This window comes from Nocardioides marmorisolisilvae, assembly GCF_003725775.1.
Taxonomy (GTDB): Bacteria; Actinomycetota; Actinomycetes; order Propionibacteriales; family Nocardioidaceae; genus Marmoricola; species Marmoricola marmorisolisilvae.
Genome location: NZ_RJSG01000002.1, coordinates 165,432 through 181,188, shown reverse-complemented (window position 1 = coordinate 181,188; position 15,757 = coordinate 165,432). Strand labels below are relative to the sequence as shown.

The 15,757-nt window shown below is 70.0% G+C and carries 16 protein-coding genes; 11 read left to right on the top strand and 5 right to left on the bottom strand.

Annotated features, from left to right (window positions below; all coding sequences use genetic code 11):
• The first annotated feature begins 28 nt into the window (after positions 1-28).
• Entirely contained in the window at positions 29-967 is a 939-nt protein-coding gene (locus EFL95_RS04630) for a hypothetical protein (RefSeq protein ID WP_123232890.1), read from the top strand.
• A 91-nt stretch (positions 968-1,058) separates the two neighbouring features.
• Here the strand turns inward: EFL95_RS04630 and EFL95_RS04625 are convergent, their stop codons facing one another.
• Positions 1,059-1,700, bottom strand: coding sequence for a LuxR C-terminal-related transcriptional regulator (locus EFL95_RS04625; protein ID WP_123232889.1), 642 nt, complete (start codon positions 1,698-1,700; stop codon positions 1,059-1,061).
• Positions 1,700-2,977, bottom strand: a complete 1,278-nt coding sequence (locus EFL95_RS04620; protein WP_123234796.1) for an ATP-binding protein — start codon at positions 2,975-2,977, stop codon at positions 1,700-1,702. Before EFL95_RS04620 ends, EFL95_RS04625 begins: the two co-directional genes overlap by 1 nt.
• Before the next feature lie 122 nt (positions 2,978-3,099).
• Here EFL95_RS04620 and EFL95_RS04615 point away from each other — a divergent pair, with 122 nt between their 5' ends.
• Genes EFL95_RS04615 through EFL95_RS04605 form a run of 3 tightly spaced genes read left to right on the top strand, consistent with a single transcriptional unit; the run spans position 3,100 to position 5,026 of the window.
• Positions 3,100-4,446, top strand: a complete 1,347-nt coding sequence (locus tag EFL95_RS04615; protein ID WP_183407025.1) for a PspC domain-containing protein — start codon at positions 3,100-3,102, stop codon at positions 4,444-4,446.
• Positions 4,443-4,784 (top strand): hypothetical protein, encoded by a 342-nt coding sequence (locus tag EFL95_RS04610; RefSeq protein ID WP_123232887.1) that lies wholly within the window; start codon positions 4,443-4,445, stop codon positions 4,782-4,784. The genes EFL95_RS04615 and EFL95_RS04610 overlap by 4 nt, the downstream gene beginning before the upstream one ends.
• Complete coding sequence (locus EFL95_RS04605) at positions 4,781-5,026, top strand: PspC domain-containing protein (RefSeq protein WP_123232886.1); 246 nt, start codon at positions 4,781-4,783, stop codon at positions 5,024-5,026. Before EFL95_RS04610 ends, EFL95_RS04605 begins: the two co-directional genes overlap by 4 nt.
• Before the next feature lie 64 nt (positions 5,027-5,090).
• On the opposite strand, the gene EFL95_RS04600 is transcribed toward EFL95_RS04605, so the two are convergent.
• Positions 5,091-5,825, bottom strand: coding sequence for a MerR family transcriptional regulator (locus EFL95_RS04600; protein WP_246004803.1), 735 nt, complete (start codon positions 5,823-5,825; stop codon positions 5,091-5,093).
• Positions 5,826-5,986: 161 nt separating this feature from the next.
• Between EFL95_RS04600 and EFL95_RS04595 the strand changes: the two genes are divergently transcribed.
• Genes EFL95_RS04595 through EFL95_RS04570 form a run of 6 tightly spaced genes read left to right on the top strand, consistent with a single transcriptional unit; the run spans position 5,987 to position 13,256 of the window.
• A complete protein-coding gene (locus EFL95_RS04595) occupies positions 5,987-7,126 on the top strand; it encodes an acyl-CoA dehydrogenase family protein (RefSeq protein ID WP_123232885.1) in 1,140 nt (379 codons plus the stop codon).
• Positions 7,127-7,148: 22 nt separating this feature from the next.
• Positions 7,149-8,327, top strand: a complete 1,179-nt coding sequence (locus EFL95_RS04590; RefSeq protein ID WP_123232884.1) for an acyl-CoA dehydrogenase family protein — start codon at positions 7,149-7,151, stop codon at positions 8,325-8,327.
• An 11-nt stretch (positions 8,328-8,338) separates the two neighbouring features.
• Entirely contained in the window at positions 8,339-10,192 is a 1,854-nt protein-coding gene (locus EFL95_RS04585) for an AMP-dependent synthetase/ligase (protein ID WP_123232883.1), read from the top strand.
• A 1-nt stretch (position 10,193) separates the two neighbouring features.
• On the top strand, positions 10,194-11,798 hold the full coding sequence (locus tag EFL95_RS04580) for a succinic semialdehyde dehydrogenase (RefSeq protein WP_123232882.1): 1,605 nt from the start codon (positions 10,194-10,196) through the stop codon (positions 11,796-11,798).
• Positions 11,795-12,664 (top strand): oxygenase MpaB family protein, encoded by an 870-nt coding sequence (locus tag EFL95_RS04575; RefSeq protein ID WP_123232881.1) that lies wholly within the window; start codon positions 11,795-11,797, stop codon positions 12,662-12,664. The genes EFL95_RS04580 and EFL95_RS04575 overlap by 4 nt, the downstream gene beginning before the upstream one ends.
• A gap of 22 nt (positions 12,665-12,686) precedes the next feature.
• Entirely contained in the window at positions 12,687-13,256 is a 570-nt protein-coding gene (locus tag EFL95_RS04570; protein WP_148044971.1) for a hypothetical protein, read from the top strand.
• 71 nt (positions 13,257-13,327) lie between these two features.
• On the opposite strand, the gene EFL95_RS04565 is transcribed toward EFL95_RS04570, so the two are convergent.
• Positions 13,328-14,287 (bottom strand): glycerophosphodiester phosphodiesterase family protein, encoded by a 960-nt coding sequence (locus tag EFL95_RS04565; RefSeq protein WP_123232879.1) that lies wholly within the window; start codon positions 14,285-14,287, stop codon positions 13,328-13,330.
• A gap of 77 nt (positions 14,288-14,364) precedes the next feature.
• The gene (locus EFL95_RS04560) at positions 14,365-15,135 is read right to left on the bottom strand and encodes a DUF2510 domain-containing protein (RefSeq protein ID WP_183407024.1); all 771 of its coding nucleotides are present in this window, start codon (positions 15,133-15,135) and stop codon (positions 14,365-14,367) included.
• 31 nt (positions 15,136-15,166) lie between these two features.
• On the opposite strand from EFL95_RS04560, the gene EFL95_RS04555 reads away from it, so the two are divergent.
• A complete protein-coding gene (locus EFL95_RS04555) occupies positions 15,167-15,712 on the top strand; it encodes a YbaK/EbsC family protein (RefSeq protein WP_123232877.1) in 546 nt (181 codons plus the stop codon).
• The last annotated feature ends 45 nt before the right edge of the window (positions 15,713-15,757 follow it).

The window sequence follows — 15,757 nt, the reverse complement described above, 5'->3', positions numbered from 1 at the left end:
GCGTGCTCCGACCGGGCACAATGACGGAATGGAAGCGGACGACCTCGCGTCTGCGGACGACCTGTGGTGGTCCTGGGCGGTCCTGGCGATCAGCGATCGCCTGCCGCCCGGCGCTGAGGTCGCGCTCGACCCCGAGGAGCACGTCCTCTCCTACGACTACGGCGGCTCCTGGGCCCGGATGCAGCGCATCGGCGGCGGGCGGGCGGTGCTGTGGGGCCTCGCGGACGGCTCGGTCAAGGACGCGATCTCGGAGCACCTCGACCCGCTCGGCGGCGCCCCGGACTGGGCCAGCTCGAACGCGGTGTGGCGCTCGATCCGCACCAGTACGCCGGGCTTCCTGGCCTGGTACTCCCGCGACGGCTGGGACACCAGCACGTCCGGCATGTTCGACGGCGTCATCGACCTGCTCAGCCCGTTGCTGCGCGGGGACCCGCACGACGTCGCGGCCGCCCGGTCCGGGGAGCTCGGCGACCCGCTGCTGCTCGCAGCCCAGGGCGTGGCCCACGTCGCCGCGCAAGGCGCGATCCGCAACCGGCTGAAGTCCCAGATCCACCGGCAGATGCGCGACACCGACGAGACCGACCGCGGCCTCCCGGTCCGACCGACCCTGCTGGCCCGCTGGCACCGGGTCAGCGAACCCGGCATCGACTTCGAGCACGTGGTGCTCGTCGACCAGGGCGACCTGGTCCCGTCGTCGATCGACCCGCGCCTCAACGAGACCTTGTTGGTCAGCCTCACCAACGTGCTCAAGGAGCTGCACCGCGACGAGGCCGGCGAGGAATCAGGCGCCTGGCTTGCCGCCCGGGTCCGCGTCGCCGCCGGCCGGATCACCCTGGACCGGGCGTTCGACAGCCTGCCGTCGTGGTTCGACGCGAAGGGCCCGACGCTGCGTGCCCTGACCTGGGAGATGAAGCAGCGCAGCGCGGCCTGGCGCCCGGCGTGGGCGACGCTGCTCCCGCCCGACTAGCAGGAGCGCCTAGAGCAGCCTGCGCTCGCTGGCCCCACCCCCGGCAGGGTCTAGAGCAGGCGTCTCTCGTTGGCCCCACCCCCGGCAGGGTCTAGAGCAGGCGTCTCTCGCTGGCCCATCGCGTCAGCTCATGGCGCGAGGACAGCTGCAGCTTCCGCAGCACCGAGCCCATGTGCGTCTCGACGGTCTTGATCGAGATGAACAGCTCGCCGGCGACCTCCTTGTACGAGTAGCCGCGGGCGATCAGCCGCATCACCTCGCGCTCCCGCTCGGTGAGCCGGTCGAGGTCCTCGTCGACCGCGGCGACCTCGATGGTGCCGGCGAAGGCGTCGAGCACGAAGCCCGCCAGCCGCGGCGAGAACACCGCGTCCCCGGCCGCGACCCGGTCGATCGCGTCGATGAGCTCAGCGCCGGTGATGGTCTTGGTGACGTAGCCGCGCGCGCCGGAGCGGATCGTGCCGATCACGTCCTCGGCGGCATCGGAGACCGACAGCGCGAGGAACTTGGTGTCGACCGCCTTCCCCGTCGTACGCCGGATCACCTCGGCGCCACCGCCTCCGGGCAGGTGCACGTCGAGCAGCACCACCTCGGGCTGGCCGGCGATCACCGCGGCCACGGCCTGGTCGACATCGGCGGCCTCGGCGAGCACCTCGACGGCGTCGCCGAGCTCGGCGCGGACGCCGGCCCGGAACATCGCGTGGTCGTCGACGATCACGATGCTGTGCTTGGCCATCAGCTCTCCCGGATCGGTTGGGTCAGTCGGATCTCGGTCCCGGATCCGACGTTGCTGCGCACCGCGGCGGTGCCGCCGTGGCGACGCATCCGCTCCAGGATGCTGTCACGCAGCCCGTGCCGGTCGGCGGCGACCACGTCCGGGTCGAAGCCGACGCCGCGGTCGCGCACGAACACCTCGACCGAGCCAGGCCGTGCCTCGGCGTACAGGTCGACCTTGTCGGCGCCGGAGTGCCGGGCCGCGTTCACCACGGCCTCGCGGGTGGCGAGCACGAGTGCGCGCAGGTCCTCGGTGACGGTCACGTCGCCGACGCAGACGACCTCGACCGGGACGCCGTACGCCTCGTCGACCTCGCCGGCCAGGGTGCGCAGCGCTGCCTCGAGCGTGGTCGGGTCACCGCCGGAGGAGTCGAAGAGCCAGGAGCGCAGGTCACGCTCCTGGGCGCGCGCCAGGCGGGCCACGGTCGTCGGGTCGTTGGCCGACTTCTGGATGAGCGCGAGGGTCTGGAGGACCGAGTCGTGCAGGTGCGCCGCGACGTCGGCGCGCTCCTGGGAACGCACCCGCTCGGCGCGCTCCTCGGAGAGGTCGGAGGAGAGCCGGAAGAGCCACGGTCCGACGATGAAGCCGACGCCGAGGATGCCCAGCGTCGCGGCGAGGCCGACGTCACGCGCAGCCCCCCAACCGCCACCGCCGACGGAGAACAGGGTGATCGCGCCGATCACCATCACCATGCCGACGATCAGGCGCACGTAGGCCGACGCACCGCCGGTTCCGACGACCGCCTTGAGCACGCTGATCCGGCCGGTCGAGTCGACCCACCGTTCCTTCTGCGCCTCGTCGGCCTGGCGCCACAGCACCGCGACACCACCGAGGCCGAGGAGCACCGGCCACAGGAACGTGCCCTTGCCGGTCGCCATCGTGAACAGCACCGCCAGGCCGAGGCCGATGGCGCCCAGTGCGATCAGCGGCCCGTAGTCGGCCAGGCGCAGCTTGCGACCGGGACGCTTGCCCTGCCGGCCGGCGGCGGCCAGACCGGGCGCGGAGTCGTCGAAGTGGCGCTGCACCGGCAGGAACATCCACAGGCCCGCGTAGAAGAGCAGTCCGAAGCCGCCCATCACGGTCATCAGCACGAACGCGGCCCGGACCCAGAGCACCGGCAGCCGCAGGTGCTCGGCCAGGCCGGCCGCCACGCCGCCGATGAACGCGTCGTCAGCACTGCGGTACGCCTTGGGCGGCGCTCCCTGCTGCGCGATCGGTCCGTACGACGGGTGGGTCATGGAGACCATCGTGGCATCCGGTCACCTGAGGGGACATCAGGTGCGACCCCTGACCGGGCATCAGCCAGGATCAGGGCTGTCCCCGATACCGGCGGGGGCGTGCGGAGACCACGATGGATGACATGAACGAGACCACCACCGACCCGGGCACCCCTCCGGGCCCCGCGCCTTCGGGCTTCCCGCGGCCACGACCGTCGACCCAGGACCTGGACCGACTGCGTCGGAGCGTCGACGACCGCTACATCGCTGGTGTCGCCGGCGGGCTCGGGCGCCACTTCGGCATCGACCCGACCGTCATCCGCGTCCTGCTCGCGGTGCTCACCTTCTTCGGCGGCGCCGGCGTGCTGATCTACGCCGCCTGCTGGATGTTCGTGCCCGAGGAGGGCAACGAGCGCGCCCCGATCCACGTCAGCAACGAGCCGCGGAAGCTGTTGATCCTCGCGGCCGTCGGGGTCGGTCTCCTGCTCGCGATGGGCGACGCGTTCAGCGGCGGGTTCCACACCGGCTGGTCGGTGGCGAGCCTGATCGTCATCATCGCGATCGTGCTGATCTTCCGGGACCGCACCGACGGGCGGAAGGCCTTCCGGATCGCGCAGAAGCAGGCGTGGGCCGAGCACCGTGCCCGGGTGGCCGCCGGCCTGGCGCCCGCGTACGAAGGTGCGCCGTTCACACCGCCCGCCACCCCTCCGACCACCGCTCCGTACACCCCGCCGACTGCGAACCCGGCCGAGGCGTACGCGACCGAGGCCACCACGGTGCTCCCCGACTACGCGACGATCCCGCCGACACCGCCGGCTCCCCCGGCGCCGCCGTCCTGGCAGCCGCCGCAGCCGGCGTACATCCCGCCGCGGCCCAAGCGCACCGGAATCCTCTGGTTCTGGCCGACCCTGGCCATGATCGCGATCGCGCTCGGTGTGGTCGGCGTCTACGACGGGAGCCACCACGTCGACGGCGGGGTCTACCCGGCCGTGGCGGTGGCCATCACCGGCGTGATGCTGCTCGTCGGGTCCTTCGTCGGGCGACCGGGTGGACTCTTCCTGATCGGCCTGGTCTCCAGCGCCGCTCTGGCGATCTCCGCAGCCACAGGCGGCTTCGACTTCAGCGGCCAGGACCTCGAGGTGACCCCGAAGACCGCCGCCGACGTGCAGCCGACTTACCACGGCACCAACGGCCAGGTCACGCTGGACCTGACCGAGGTCTCCGACCCGCAGAACCTGGCCGGACGCACGCTGAAGGTCACCATCAAGGCCGGCGAGATCCGCGTGCTCCTGCCGCGCACGGTCAACGCCGACGTGAACGCCGACTTCAGCTTCGCGGGCGGGATCGACATCCCCGGCTACTCCGGGGGCGGCATCCAGGACTCCGCAGAGCGTCAGCTCGTCGGCGCGAAGGCCGGCAAGGCCGCGCCGATCAAGCTCGACCTGCACGCCACGATGGGACACATCGAAGTAGAGGTGGAAAACCGATGAAGCGCACCGTCAGCACCCCGCACCTGGTCCTCGGGATCATCTTCGCCGGGATCGCCACGCTCTGGTTCGTCGGAGCCGCGACCGACGCGAAGTTCCACGACACCGCGCCGGGCTTCCCCCTGGTCCTGATCGGCGCCGGCGTCATCGGCCTGGTGGCCAGCCTCACCAACTCGCGCACCCGCAAGCAGGCGCTCGCGGCGACCGCGGAGGCCAGCGTCGACGAGGTCGACGACACGGCGACCGAGACCGAGACCGGGACCGAGACCGAGAACAACGACACCGCCGTCATCGGCGGCGACACCGAAGCAACCACCGTCATCCAGGAGGACAACCGATGAGCGAGCAGCAGCAGGCCCCGTACGCCGGCCCGTACCAGGCGCCGTACCCGGCACCCGCGACCCGACAGCTCACCCGCATCCCGAGCGAGGGCATGATCGCCGGCGTCTGCGCCGGCTTCGCCCGGTACGCCGGGGTGGACCCGACCCTGGTCCGCGTCCTGGCCGTCGTCGCCCTGTGCGTCGGCTTCCCGGCCGTGTTCGTCGGCTACCTGGTCGCCTGGGCGATCATGCCGCGCGCGTAACGACCGCAACCCGCGTCACCGGGTTTCGACAGGCTCAACCAGCACCTGGTTGGGCCTGTCTGCCTTACCGGCTGAGCGACCGGGTGATCACCTGGTTGGCGGCCCGCTGGAACCCGCTGACGACTGCTTCGAGCGTCAGCTGGCGAAGGCGGGCCATCGTGTGCTCGAACTCGGCCTTGTCCGCCTCGCTCTTCGGGCTCTCCAGGTAGGGCGTGAGGACCCGGTCCTTGAGCACGGCGGTCAGCTCGTCGGCGAGCTCGGCCATGTGCCGGTTGATCGCTTCGCCGGCCTCGACCATCGAGTCGACCGGGATCGGCAGGTCGAGCACCTGCAGACCGACGCCGAACGCGGGCAGGATCTCGAAGCGGCCGTCCTCGACCTCCTCGATCGACATCATCGCGGTCAGCCGCTGCAGGGCATCGGCGTCGAGCTTCCGCCCGGCCCGGGCCTCGAGCTGGCGTTTGGTGACGACCTCGTGGCCACCGGTCTTCCAGCTGGTGAGCATCGCGCGCTGCACCGCCAGGTCCTCGACCGAGGCGTCAGCAGGGATCTTGGCCAGGTACTTCTCGATCGCCGCGAGCGTGAAGCCGTGGTCCTGCAGCGCGCGGATCAGCTCGAGGCGGGCGCGGTGCTGCGCGGAGTAGTAGGCCATCCGGCCGCGCCGGATCGGTGGGGGCAGCAGACCCAGACCCGCGTAGTAACGCGTGGTCCGCACGGTCATCCCGGTGATCGAGGCGAGCTCGTCGACGGTGTACTCGACGTCCTCGGCGACCAGGTCGGACTCCGGTTGTGCGCTCACTCCCGTCCCCTTCCTCGTGGTCGTCGGGCGACTGGCACGGTCGGACTGTAACAGTAGAACTGGCAGATTCGTGGTCTGAATCACAGCGCCCTTGTATCGTGACAGTATTGCTGTAACAGTTGGCTTGTCACCATTCACTTCCCGAAAGGCGCCCGCCTGCCATGCGCGACATCTTCACCGCCGAGCACGAGGACTTCCGCAGCACCGTTCGCACCTTCTTCGAGAAGGAGGTCGCGCCGAACAACGAGCAGTGGGACAAGGACGGGATCGTTCCGCGCGAGCTCTGGCTCAAGGCCGGCGAGCTGGGACTACTGTGCTTCGACGTCCCCGAGGAGTTCGGCGGCGCCGGCATCGACGACTTCCGGTTCAACGTCATCGTCTCCGAGGAGCAGGCGCGCTGCGGCGCGAACGGCCCCGGGTTCTCGGTGCACAGCGACATCATCGTCCCCTACCTCTCGCACATCGCGAACGACGAGCAGAAGGCGCGCTGGCTGCCGGGCTGCGTCACCGGCGAGACGATCACCGCGATCGCGATGACCGAGCCGGGCGCGGGTAGCGACCTGCAGGGCATCCGCACGACCGCGGTCGACAAGGGCGACCACTACGTGCTGAACGGCTCCAAGACGTTCATCTCCAACGGCATCAACGCCGACCTGGTGATCGTCGTGGCCCGCACCGATGCCGCCGCCGGCCACCTCGGCTTCAGCCTGCTCGTCGTCGAGCGCGGCATGGAGGGCTTCGAGCGCGGCCGCAACCTGGAGAAGATCGGCCTGCACGCCCAGGACACCGCCGAACTCTCTTTCACCGATGTCGTCGTGCCGAAGGAGAACCTGCTCGGCGAGGAGGGCCAGGGCTTCATCTACCTGATGCAGAACCTGCCCCAGGAGCGGCTGATAATCGCCGCCCAGGCCGCGGCCGCCTGCAACTACATCGTGGACCTCTGCCTGGACTACGCGAAGACCCGTGAGGCCTTCGGCAAGCCGATCGGCAAGTTCCAGCACAACCGGTTCCTGATCGCGGAGATGGCGACCGAGGCCAAGATCATGCAGGTCTTCGTCGACGACTGCCTGCGCAAGCACCTGGACGGCAAGCTCGACTCGGTCGACGCCTCGATGGCCAAGTACTCCGCGACCGAGCTGCAGAACAAGCTCGTCAACCAGGGCGTCCAGCTGCACGGCGGATACGGCTACATGATGGAGTACCCGATCGCCCGGGCCTACCTCGACAGCCGGATCTCGACGATCTACGGCGGCACCACGGAGATCCAGAAGGAGATCATCGGCCGCTCGCTCGGCATCTGAGCCGGAGAGAGGACTACATCCCATGGACTTCGACCTTCCCGAGACCGCCCTCGCCGTCCGCGACGGCGTCGCGGCCGTCGCCGCCAAGTACGACAACGCCTACTGGTCCCGCTGCGAGGAGGAGCACCGCTTCCCCGACGAGGTCTTCAAGGACCTCGGCGACGGTGGCTGGCTCGGCCTCTGCATCCCCGAGGAGTACGGCGGAGGCGGCCAGGGCCTGCTCGAGCTGGCGGTCGCCAACGACACGCTCTGCGCCTCGGGCGGCACCCAGGGCACGTTCATCTACGTCACCACGCCCGGCTTCGGCGCGATGACGCTGGTACGCCACGGCAGCGACGAGCAGAAGCAGCGGATCCTGCCCGGCATCGCCGACGGCAGCATCCAGTTCTGCTTCGCGCTGACCGAGCCGGACGCCGGCTCGAACGCGATCGAGATCACCACCGCGGCCCGCCGCGACGGGGACGACTTCCTGATCAAGGGCCAGAAGGTCTGGATCTCCAACGTCGAGCGCGCCGACTGGATGGTCGCGGTCACCCGCACGATCCCCGCCGCCGAGGCCAGCCCGCGCACCGCCGGCTTCACGCTGTTCCTGATCGACGTCAAGGAGGCGCTGGCCGCCGGCACCCTGAGCTACACGCCGATCCCGAAGATGGGCAGCAACATCCTGTACTCGTCGCAGGTCTTCTTCGACGACGTGCGCGTGCCCGCCGAGAACGTCCTCGGCGAGGTCGACCACGGCTTCGGCGTGCTGTGGGACGTGCTGAACCCGGAGCGCATCCTGGCCGCGGCCGGCGGGGTCGGCTCGGCCGACGCCGCGCTGGACGTCGCCGCCCAGTACGCCCGCGAGCGGGAGGTCTTCGGCCGCCCGATCGGCGCGAACCAGGCGATCCAGTTCCCGCTCGCGCAGATCAAGGCCAAGACCGAGCTCGCGCGCCTGATGACGTACAAGGCCGCCTGGCTCTTCGACAACGGCAAGATGTGCGGCGACGAGGCCAACGTCGCCAAGCTGACCGGGGCCCAGGTCGCCTGGGAGGCAGCCGACCAGGCGTTCCAGACCCTCGGCGGGATGGCGTACTCCAAGGAGTACCCGATCGAGCGGATGTTCCGCGACGCCCGCATCGGCAAGAACATCCCCGTCTCGGAGCAGCTGGTCCTTGCCCACATCGGTACCTCGATGCTGGGCTTGCCGAAGTCGTACTGAAGGAGTCCTGCATGACCGACGTCCTCGCCGAGCGCGCCGAGATCGACGCCCAGATCGCCGGCAAGACCATCGCCAGCGCCTTCGCCGACACGGTGGCCGTCCAGGGTGACAGCCCGGCGTACTCCGACAAGATCGGGATCGCCGAGGGGTCGACCGAGTGGCGCACCTTGAGCTGGAACGAGCTCCGCGAGACCGGCCTGACCCTCGCGGCGGCGCTCGTCGACCTCGGCGTCCAACCGGGCGACCGGGTCGCGATCATGGCGACCAACCGCAACGAGCACGTGCTCGCCGATGTCGCTGCCCAGCACGCCGGAGCGGTCGCGGTCTCGATCTACAACACCCTCTCCCCCAGCCAGGTCGCCTACGTGGCCGGGCACTCGGCGCCGACCGTGGTCTTCCTGGAGAACACCGACCACGTCGAGCGCTGGCAGCAGGCCCTGAACGAGATCAAGCCGCTCGCGGTCATCGTCATGGACCCCGACGCGCAGTTCGGCGACGCCCTCACCTGGTCCGAGCTCCTCGCCCGCGGCGAGGCGGTCCGGTCCACGCACGCAGACGAGGTCGACCGTCGCTGGCAGGCGATCGACGCCGGCGACCCCGTCACGTTCGTCTACACCTCCGGCACCACCGGCAATCCGAAGGCCGTGGTGCTGACCCACCGGAACATCCTGTTCGAGGCCGCCAGCACCGACAAGACGGTGAACAGCGAGGGCGAGCACATCGCCCTGTCCTACCTGCCGTACGCGCACGTCGCGGAGCGGGTTCTGGGCATCTACCTGCCGCAGATCAACGGCGCTCACCTGTACCTCATCGCGGACCCGAAGCTGCTCGTCGGTGCGCTCGGCCAGGTCCGCCCGACGCGGTTCTTCGGCGTCCCGCGGGTCTGGGAGAAGATCCAGACCGGGATCAACGGCCTGCTGGCGATGGAGCCCGACGAGGCCAAGAAGCAGGCCGTCGCCGATTCGATGGCGATCGGTCTGGAGTACGTCGAATCGCTGCAGTACGGCAACACCACCAGCCCCGAGCTGCAGGCGAAGTTCGACGCCGTGAACGCCGCCGTACTGACCCCGATGAAGGCCGCGCTGGGCCTCGACCGGGTCGAGTGGGCCGGCAGCGCGTCGGCCCCGATGCCGCTGGAGACCGCGAAGTTCTTCGCTGGCCTGGGCTTCTCGATCTACGACATCTACGGGATGAGCGAGACCAGCGGGGCTGTCACCGCCTGCGGGCCGCAGGCGTTCCGGCTCGGCACCGTCGGGCGCGCCCAGCCCGGCATCGAGGTCAAGCTCGCCGAGGACGGCGAGGTGCTGGCCCGCGGACCGGTCGCGATCGAGAGCTACTTCGAGAACCCGGAGGCGACCGCCGAGCTGCTCGACGCCGAGGGCTGGGTGCACACCGGCGACATCGGCACCCTCGACGAGGACGGATTCCTGCGGATCGTGGACCGCAAGAAGGAGCTGATCATCACCTCGCAGGGCAAGAACATCTCGCCCTCGAACATCGAGAACTACCTCAAGGAGAGCCCGCTGGTCGGGCACGCGCTCGCCTACGGCGAGGGCAAGCCGTACGTCGTGGCGATCCTGACCCTGGACCCGGACGTCGCACCGATCATCGGAGGCAAGCTCGGGCTCGAAGGCACCCTCGCCGAGCTGTCCGAGAACCCGGCGATCCTGGGCATCGTCGGCCAGGCCGTCGAGGCCGCCAACGAGCGCCTCTCCCGTCCCGAGCAGGTCAAGAAGTGGACGCTGCTCCCGGTCGAGTGGACCGCCGAGTCCGCCGAGCTCACCCCGACCCTGAAGCTCAAGCGCCGGGTCGTGCACACCAACTACGCCGACGAGATCGACGCGCTCTACACCAGCGGGGACTGACATGACCACGATCGTCGAGAACCACCTGCGCCACTCCGACATCCCGGTCGCCCGACCGGCCTGGGTCACCGACGAGGTCATCGCCGGCCTCGCCGCGCTGATCTCCCGCGACCCTGCGGGCACCGGCACGACGAAGGCCTACGCGCCGTACGACTCGATGCTGATCGCCGAGCTACCCACCAGCAGCGCCGAGGACGTGGCCGCCGCCGTCGCCTCCGCCCGAGTGGCCCAGCAGTCCTGGAAGCAGCGGCCGATCCGCGAGCGCGCCGCGGTGATGCTCGCCTTCCACGACCTGTTCGTCGCCGAGCAGGACCAGCTGATCGACCTGATCCAGTGGGAGATGGGCAAGGCCCGGTTCACCGCCTGGCAGGAGATCCTCCAAGTCGCCAACATCACCCGGCACTACGCCCGCAAGGGTCACAAGTACCTCGGCGCGACCTCGGTGCGCGGCGCGGTCCCCGGTCTGACCAAGGTGGCCGAGACCCGGGTGCCCAAGGGCGTCGTCGGGATCATCTCGCCGTGGAACTACCCGTTCTACCTCGGCGTCGGCGACGCCGTGCCGGCGCTGCTGGCCGGGAACGCGGTCGTCTCCAAGGCCGACTCGCAGACCGCGCTCACGCTGCTCCTCGCGCGCCAGCTGATGGCGCGCGCCGGACTCCCGACCGACCTGTGGCAGATCGTGGTCGGACCGGGCAGCGTGGTCGGCACCGCGCTGATCGACCAGGTCGACTACATCGGCTTCACCGGCTCGACCGCGACCGGTCGGACCGTCGCCGAGCAGGCCGGCAAGCGCCTAATCGGGGCGTCGCTCGAGCTCGGCGGCAAGAACCCGCTGATCGTGCGCAAGGACGCCGACATCACCAAGGCGGCCGAGGGCGCGGTGGTCTCCTCCTTCGCGAACACCGGCCAGATGTGCATCCACACCGAGCGGGTGCTGGTGCACGCCGACGTCTACGAGACGTTCCGCGACGAGATCGTGCGCGCCACCCGGGCCCTGCGGCTGGGTCAGAACTTCGACTACACCGTCGACATCGGCTCGCTAGCCTCCCCGGCGCAGCTGGCCGCGGTGGCCGACCACGTCGAGGACGCTCGTGCGGCGGGCGCGACGATCCTGACCGGCGGTCGCGCGCGGCCCGACCTCGGCCCGCTGATGTACGAGCCGACGATCCTCGAGGGCGTCACCGAGCAGATGGCGGTCTGCCACGAGGAGACCTTCGGCCCGGTGATCTCGCTCTACCCGTTCAACACCGACGACGAAGCGATCGCACTGGCCAACGAGGGCAGCTACGGCCTGTCCGCGAGCATCTGGTCCGGCGACGTGAAGAAGGCGCGCGCGATGGCCGCCGAGATCCGTTCCGGCTCGGTGAACATCAACGACGGCGCTGCGGCCGCTGCCGGTTCGATCGAGGCCCCGATGGGCGGCATGGGCGACAGCGGTCTCGGACGTCGTCACGGCGCCGAGGGCATTCGCCGCTACACCGAGGCGCAGACGGTGGCCGAGCAGCGCCTGATGCCGCTCGGGCCGCCGCCGTCGATGACGCTGGAGAAGTTCGTCGCGATGACCAACGCGCAGCTGAAGATGCTGCGCAAGCTGCGCGTCCGATGACCGCCGAGCCCGTCGACCCGCGTCGGTTGAGCTCGTCGAAACCCAGTGACGTGTCCGCCGACTTCGACATCGAGGCCCAGATGGCCGGCGCCGCGGGCATGCTCGCGGCCGCGGCCAACGTGATCATGCAGCTCGGCAACCCCGGCGTCGGCCACGGCGTGGCCGAGAGCAAGGTCGACGACGGCAACGTGCTGCTGCACCCGTGGAAGCGGCTGCGCACGACGCTGAGCTACCTGGTGGTCGCCCTCTTCGGCGACGAGGCCACCGTCGCGGCGTACCGGAAGGCGGTCAACAAGCAGCACGCCCAGGTGCGTTCCGGCCCGGACAGCCCGGTGAAGTACAACGCCTTCGACGTCGACCTGCAGCTGTGGGTGGCCGCCTGCCTGTACGTCGGGTTCCGCGACGCCCGGGTGCTGTTCCTCGGCCCGATGGACTACAAGACCGACCTGGACCTCTACCGCTACTGCCACCGCCTCGGCACCTCGCTGCAGGTGCCGATCGAGGCCTGGCCGACCGACCTCGAGGCGTTCGAGAAGTACTGGCAGGACGGGGTCTCGAAGATCCACTACGACGACGTCGTGCGGGACCACCTGATGAAGGTGGTCAACCTGCGGATGGTCCCCCGGTGGATGCAGTGGGGCAACGCGTCGGTGAACCGGTTCTTCACGATCGGCATGCTGCCGCCGGAGTTCCGCACCGCGATGCGGCTGGAGTGGAGCCCGAAGCAGCAGCGCCGGTTCGACCGCTGGATCGGGCTGTTCCGGTTCGTCAGCCGCCTGACCCCGACGTGGGCGCGCAACTTGCCGATCAAGCTTCAGCTCGCCGAGGTGCGTTTCCGCATCCGTCGCGGCTGGCGTCTCGTCTAGTCCCGGCACTACCGTTTCCCCTGTGGGGACTGACGATTGGCGTGATCAACCGCCGCTGACCAACGCCGTGGTGACCTTCGCCGGAGCACTCGTGTCGCTGAGCACCGACGGGCTGAGCTACACGGTCCGGATGACCGGCAAGGCTGAGACGTTCCTGGACGAGGCGATCGGCTTCATGCAGGACGCCCGTCCGCTGGTGGTCGCGCTGACCGAGGCAGTCGACACCGGGATGATCGACGACGTGCGGCGGGTCATGCGGATCACCGAGACCGCGATCAACCAGGTCGCCCTGGTCAGCAAGCGCCTGGACCAGGCCGCGAGCCAGCTCGCCAAGCTGGTCCCCTCCGTCGACCGCACCGCGACCAGCATGAAGAGCCTGCTGCCCGCGATCGAGAGCCTGCCGCAGACCCAGGAGGACATCCGGGTCGCCCGCGAGGCCGTCCAGCACGTCGAGGCGCTGGTGAACGCCACCCTCGGTCAGCTCGATGCGATCCCGGGGGCGAAGCTGGCCAAGGGCGTCAGCAGCGGGGTCGTGGGCGCGGCCGGCGGGGTCGTCGGCACGCTGACCGGCCGGAGCAAGCCCACCGACTGACCTGACAGGTGAACCTGCCGGCGCCTCACCTGCGCCGACAGGTTCACCCCTCAGTTCAGACACCGACCGGGTCAGTGCGCGAGCGGCAGTCCCGGAAGTCGGTTGCGGCCGACGATGGCGACCTCGGGGACATCGGTGATCAGCCCGTCGATACCGGCGGCGAACAGCATCGCCGCTTCTCCGGCCGCGTCGCCGTGGCCGTGGGGTGCGGAGCCGATCCGCAGGTTCGACGGCAGGTGCTGGTTCTCCGGACGGTGCGTCCAGACGAGCACCTCGAGGCCGCGGCGGTGGGCCTTCTCGACGAGCTTGGACGGATCTCCGACCCGCCCCGCCACGTCCTTGGGCAGCACCGCCTTGCGCCGTACGCCGATGCCGTCGGCGTACTCGGCCACCCGGCCGAGCTCGCGCGGCGTCGGGCTCTTCTCGAAGAGCCGGTAGCGCCGCGGTGAGTCCACGCCACGGATCGCCTCGTCGTCGAAGCTCATGAACGTCAGGTCGGTGGCCACGTCGACCCCGGCCTCGGCGATCAGCTCGGGGAGCCAGAGTCCGTGCGCCCGCAGGTGCTGGGGCGACTTCAGCTCGAGGTGCATCCCGAGGCGGCGTCCCGAGCGCGCCGCCTCGAAGTCTCGCAGCTCGATCACCTCGGCGACCGTCGGCACCGGCCAACGACCGTCGAACGCGGCACTGGTTGCGCGCTTGCGCGGCCACCGCTCCCGGGTGCGCAGCTCGCGCAGCTCGAAGAAGTCAAAGTCGTGCACGAACCATCCGGTGAGCGTCTCGCCCTCGACCTCGAGGGTGCGCTTCCGGTCGGCGTACGCCTTGTGGTCCGCGACATCGGTCGTCGTGGACAGCTCGACGTCGTGCAGGCAGACCAGGACCCCGTCCCGGGTGGCGACCACGTCGAGCTCGACCGAGTCGGCGCCGAGACCGAAGGCGAGCTCGTAGCTGCCCAGGGTGTGCTCGGGCCGGTGCGCACTTGCGCCCCGGTGCGCGATCACCGCGGGGATCCGCGGCGTCCGACGTGCTGCCATGTCCGCAACGATCGGCGGGCTGGGTGGACGCCCGGTGTCGGGAAGGTCAACCCTCGCTGGCGGCTAGGTTGCGGCTTCTACTTGTACTTCCGCATGTCGCCGGTGACGTCACGGTCCCGATCGACCGCCAGGCAGCGCTCCCTGCGGTCATCGAGGCGCCAGCGCAGCTCGGTCGGGAAGAACGAGACCACGTGGAGCAGGGTCTGGTCAGTGCCCAGCCACTCCTGGAGGGCAGTCCGGCAGGCATCCAACGAGGACTCTCGAAGAGCAGTGCCGCCGGGGTAGGGGCCCGCGGGCGCATTCAGGATCGTGAACACCTGCCCGTTGTGCGGCTGGTCGCACGGCACCAGTTCAACGTTCTGGAAGGTCCCGTCGACGACTCGCGGGAGCACCACGCAGTCCCCCTCATGGAGGTCCGCGGGCGAGATCTTGCCGGACTGCGTCACGGCCCCTGTGGCATCGCGGGTCACGTCGTGACCGACTCCGACCACGATCAGAATCACGACGGCGCCGATCCACAACGCGGAGAAGGCCAGGCCGAGGATGGCCGGCACCGGGCCGCGCCGGGTTCGCTGCTTGAACCGGACCAGTCCGATGATCCCGAACGGGATCGACAGGATCAGGACACCGGGGATCGACAGCACGAGGGAGGCGATGCCGAAGCCGTCGCGCTCCGGCCGGGGCAGGCCGTACGCGCCGGTCGGCGCGTACGGCGAGTACATCGGGGGCGCGAACGCCGGGGCCGCCGCTGGCGGCACCGCCTGGGTGTGCTCAGTCCAGGCCGCGCCGTCCCAGTAGCGGAGGTTCCCGTCCTCGGCCGGGTACCAACCTGGCGGCGCGCTCGTCATGCGCGGCATCCTAGGTCGTAGCGTTCGGGGCATGACCGGAATTCACACCCTCGGCAAGCTCACCACGGTCCCTGCCCTCGAGCACCTGCACCTCGTCGCGGAGCCGGTCGCGGCGCTGCTGCGCACCTGGAAGCACGCGGGCGAGGTCGGCGTCGTGGAGATCGACCCCGAGCACGCGGACACCGCCGGCACGGTCGACGTGTACGGCGTCCCGTGGGAGGCCGGCGCCAACTGCGTGGTGATCATGGGCAAGCGCGAGGGCGAGGAACGGGTCGCGGCGTGCGTCGTCCGTGGCGACACCAAGGCGGACGTGAACAACCGGGTGAAGCGGCTGCTCGACGTGCGCAAGTGCTCGTTCCTGGCGCACGAGCGCGCGGTCACCGAGACCGGCATGGAGTACGGCGGGATCACGCCGATCGGGGTCCCCACGGACTGGCGGGTGTTGGTGGACGCCCGGGTGCCGGCCACCGACCTGGTGCTGATCGGCTCGGGGATCCGCGGCTCGAAGATCATCCTGCCGGGGCGCCTTCTGGCCGAGCTCCCGGGTGCTGAGGTGATCGAGGACCTGGCTGTCTAAGCGGACCGAAGTCCGTCGAAGATCAGGGAAAACCCGGAGGCGTTC

Bases quoted from the DNA above. Each gene is read 5' to 3' on its own strand.
- EFL95_RS04630 (WP_123232890.1), top strand. From the start codon at position 29: ATGGAAGCGGACGACCTCGCGTCTGCGGACGACCTGTGGTGGTCCTGG.
- EFL95_RS04625 (WP_123232889.1), bottom strand. From the start codon at position 1,700: ATGGCCAAGCACAGCATCGTGATCGTCGACGACCACGCGATGTTCCGG.
- EFL95_RS04620 (WP_123234796.1), bottom strand. From the start codon at position 2,977: ATGACCCACCCGTCGTACGGACCGATCGCGCAGCAGGGAGCGCCGCCC.
- EFL95_RS04615 (WP_183407025.1), top strand. From the start codon at position 3,100: ATGAACGAGACCACCACCGACCCGGGCACCCCTCCGGGCCCCGCGCCT.
- EFL95_RS04610 (WP_123232887.1), top strand. From the start codon at position 4,443: ATGAAGCGCACCGTCAGCACCCCGCACCTGGTCCTCGGGATCATCTTC.
- EFL95_RS04605 (WP_123232886.1), top strand. From the start codon at position 4,781: ATGAGCGAGCAGCAGCAGGCCCCGTACGCCGGCCCGTACCAGGCGCCG.
- EFL95_RS04595 (WP_123232885.1), top strand. From the start codon at position 5,987: ATGCGCGACATCTTCACCGCCGAGCACGAGGACTTCCGCAGCACCGTT.
- EFL95_RS04590 (WP_123232884.1), top strand. From the start codon at position 7,149: ATGGACTTCGACCTTCCCGAGACCGCCCTCGCCGTCCGCGACGGCGTC.
- EFL95_RS04585 (WP_123232883.1), top strand. From the start codon at position 8,339: ATGACCGACGTCCTCGCCGAGCGCGCCGAGATCGACGCCCAGATCGCC.
- EFL95_RS04580 (WP_123232882.1), top strand. From the start codon at position 10,194: ATGACCACGATCGTCGAGAACCACCTGCGCCACTCCGACATCCCGGTC.
- EFL95_RS04575 (WP_123232881.1), top strand. From the start codon at position 11,795: ATGACCGCCGAGCCCGTCGACCCGCGTCGGTTGAGCTCGTCGAAACCC.
- EFL95_RS04565 (WP_123232879.1), bottom strand. From the start codon at position 14,287: ATGGCAGCACGTCGGACGCCGCGGATCCCCGCGGTGATCGCGCACCGG.
- EFL95_RS04560 (WP_183407024.1), bottom strand. From the start codon at position 15,135: ATGACGAGCGCGCCGCCAGGTTGGTACCCGGCCGAGGACGGGAACCTC.
- EFL95_RS04555 (WP_123232877.1), top strand. From the start codon at position 15,167: ATGACCGGAATTCACACCCTCGGCAAGCTCACCACGGTCCCTGCCCTC.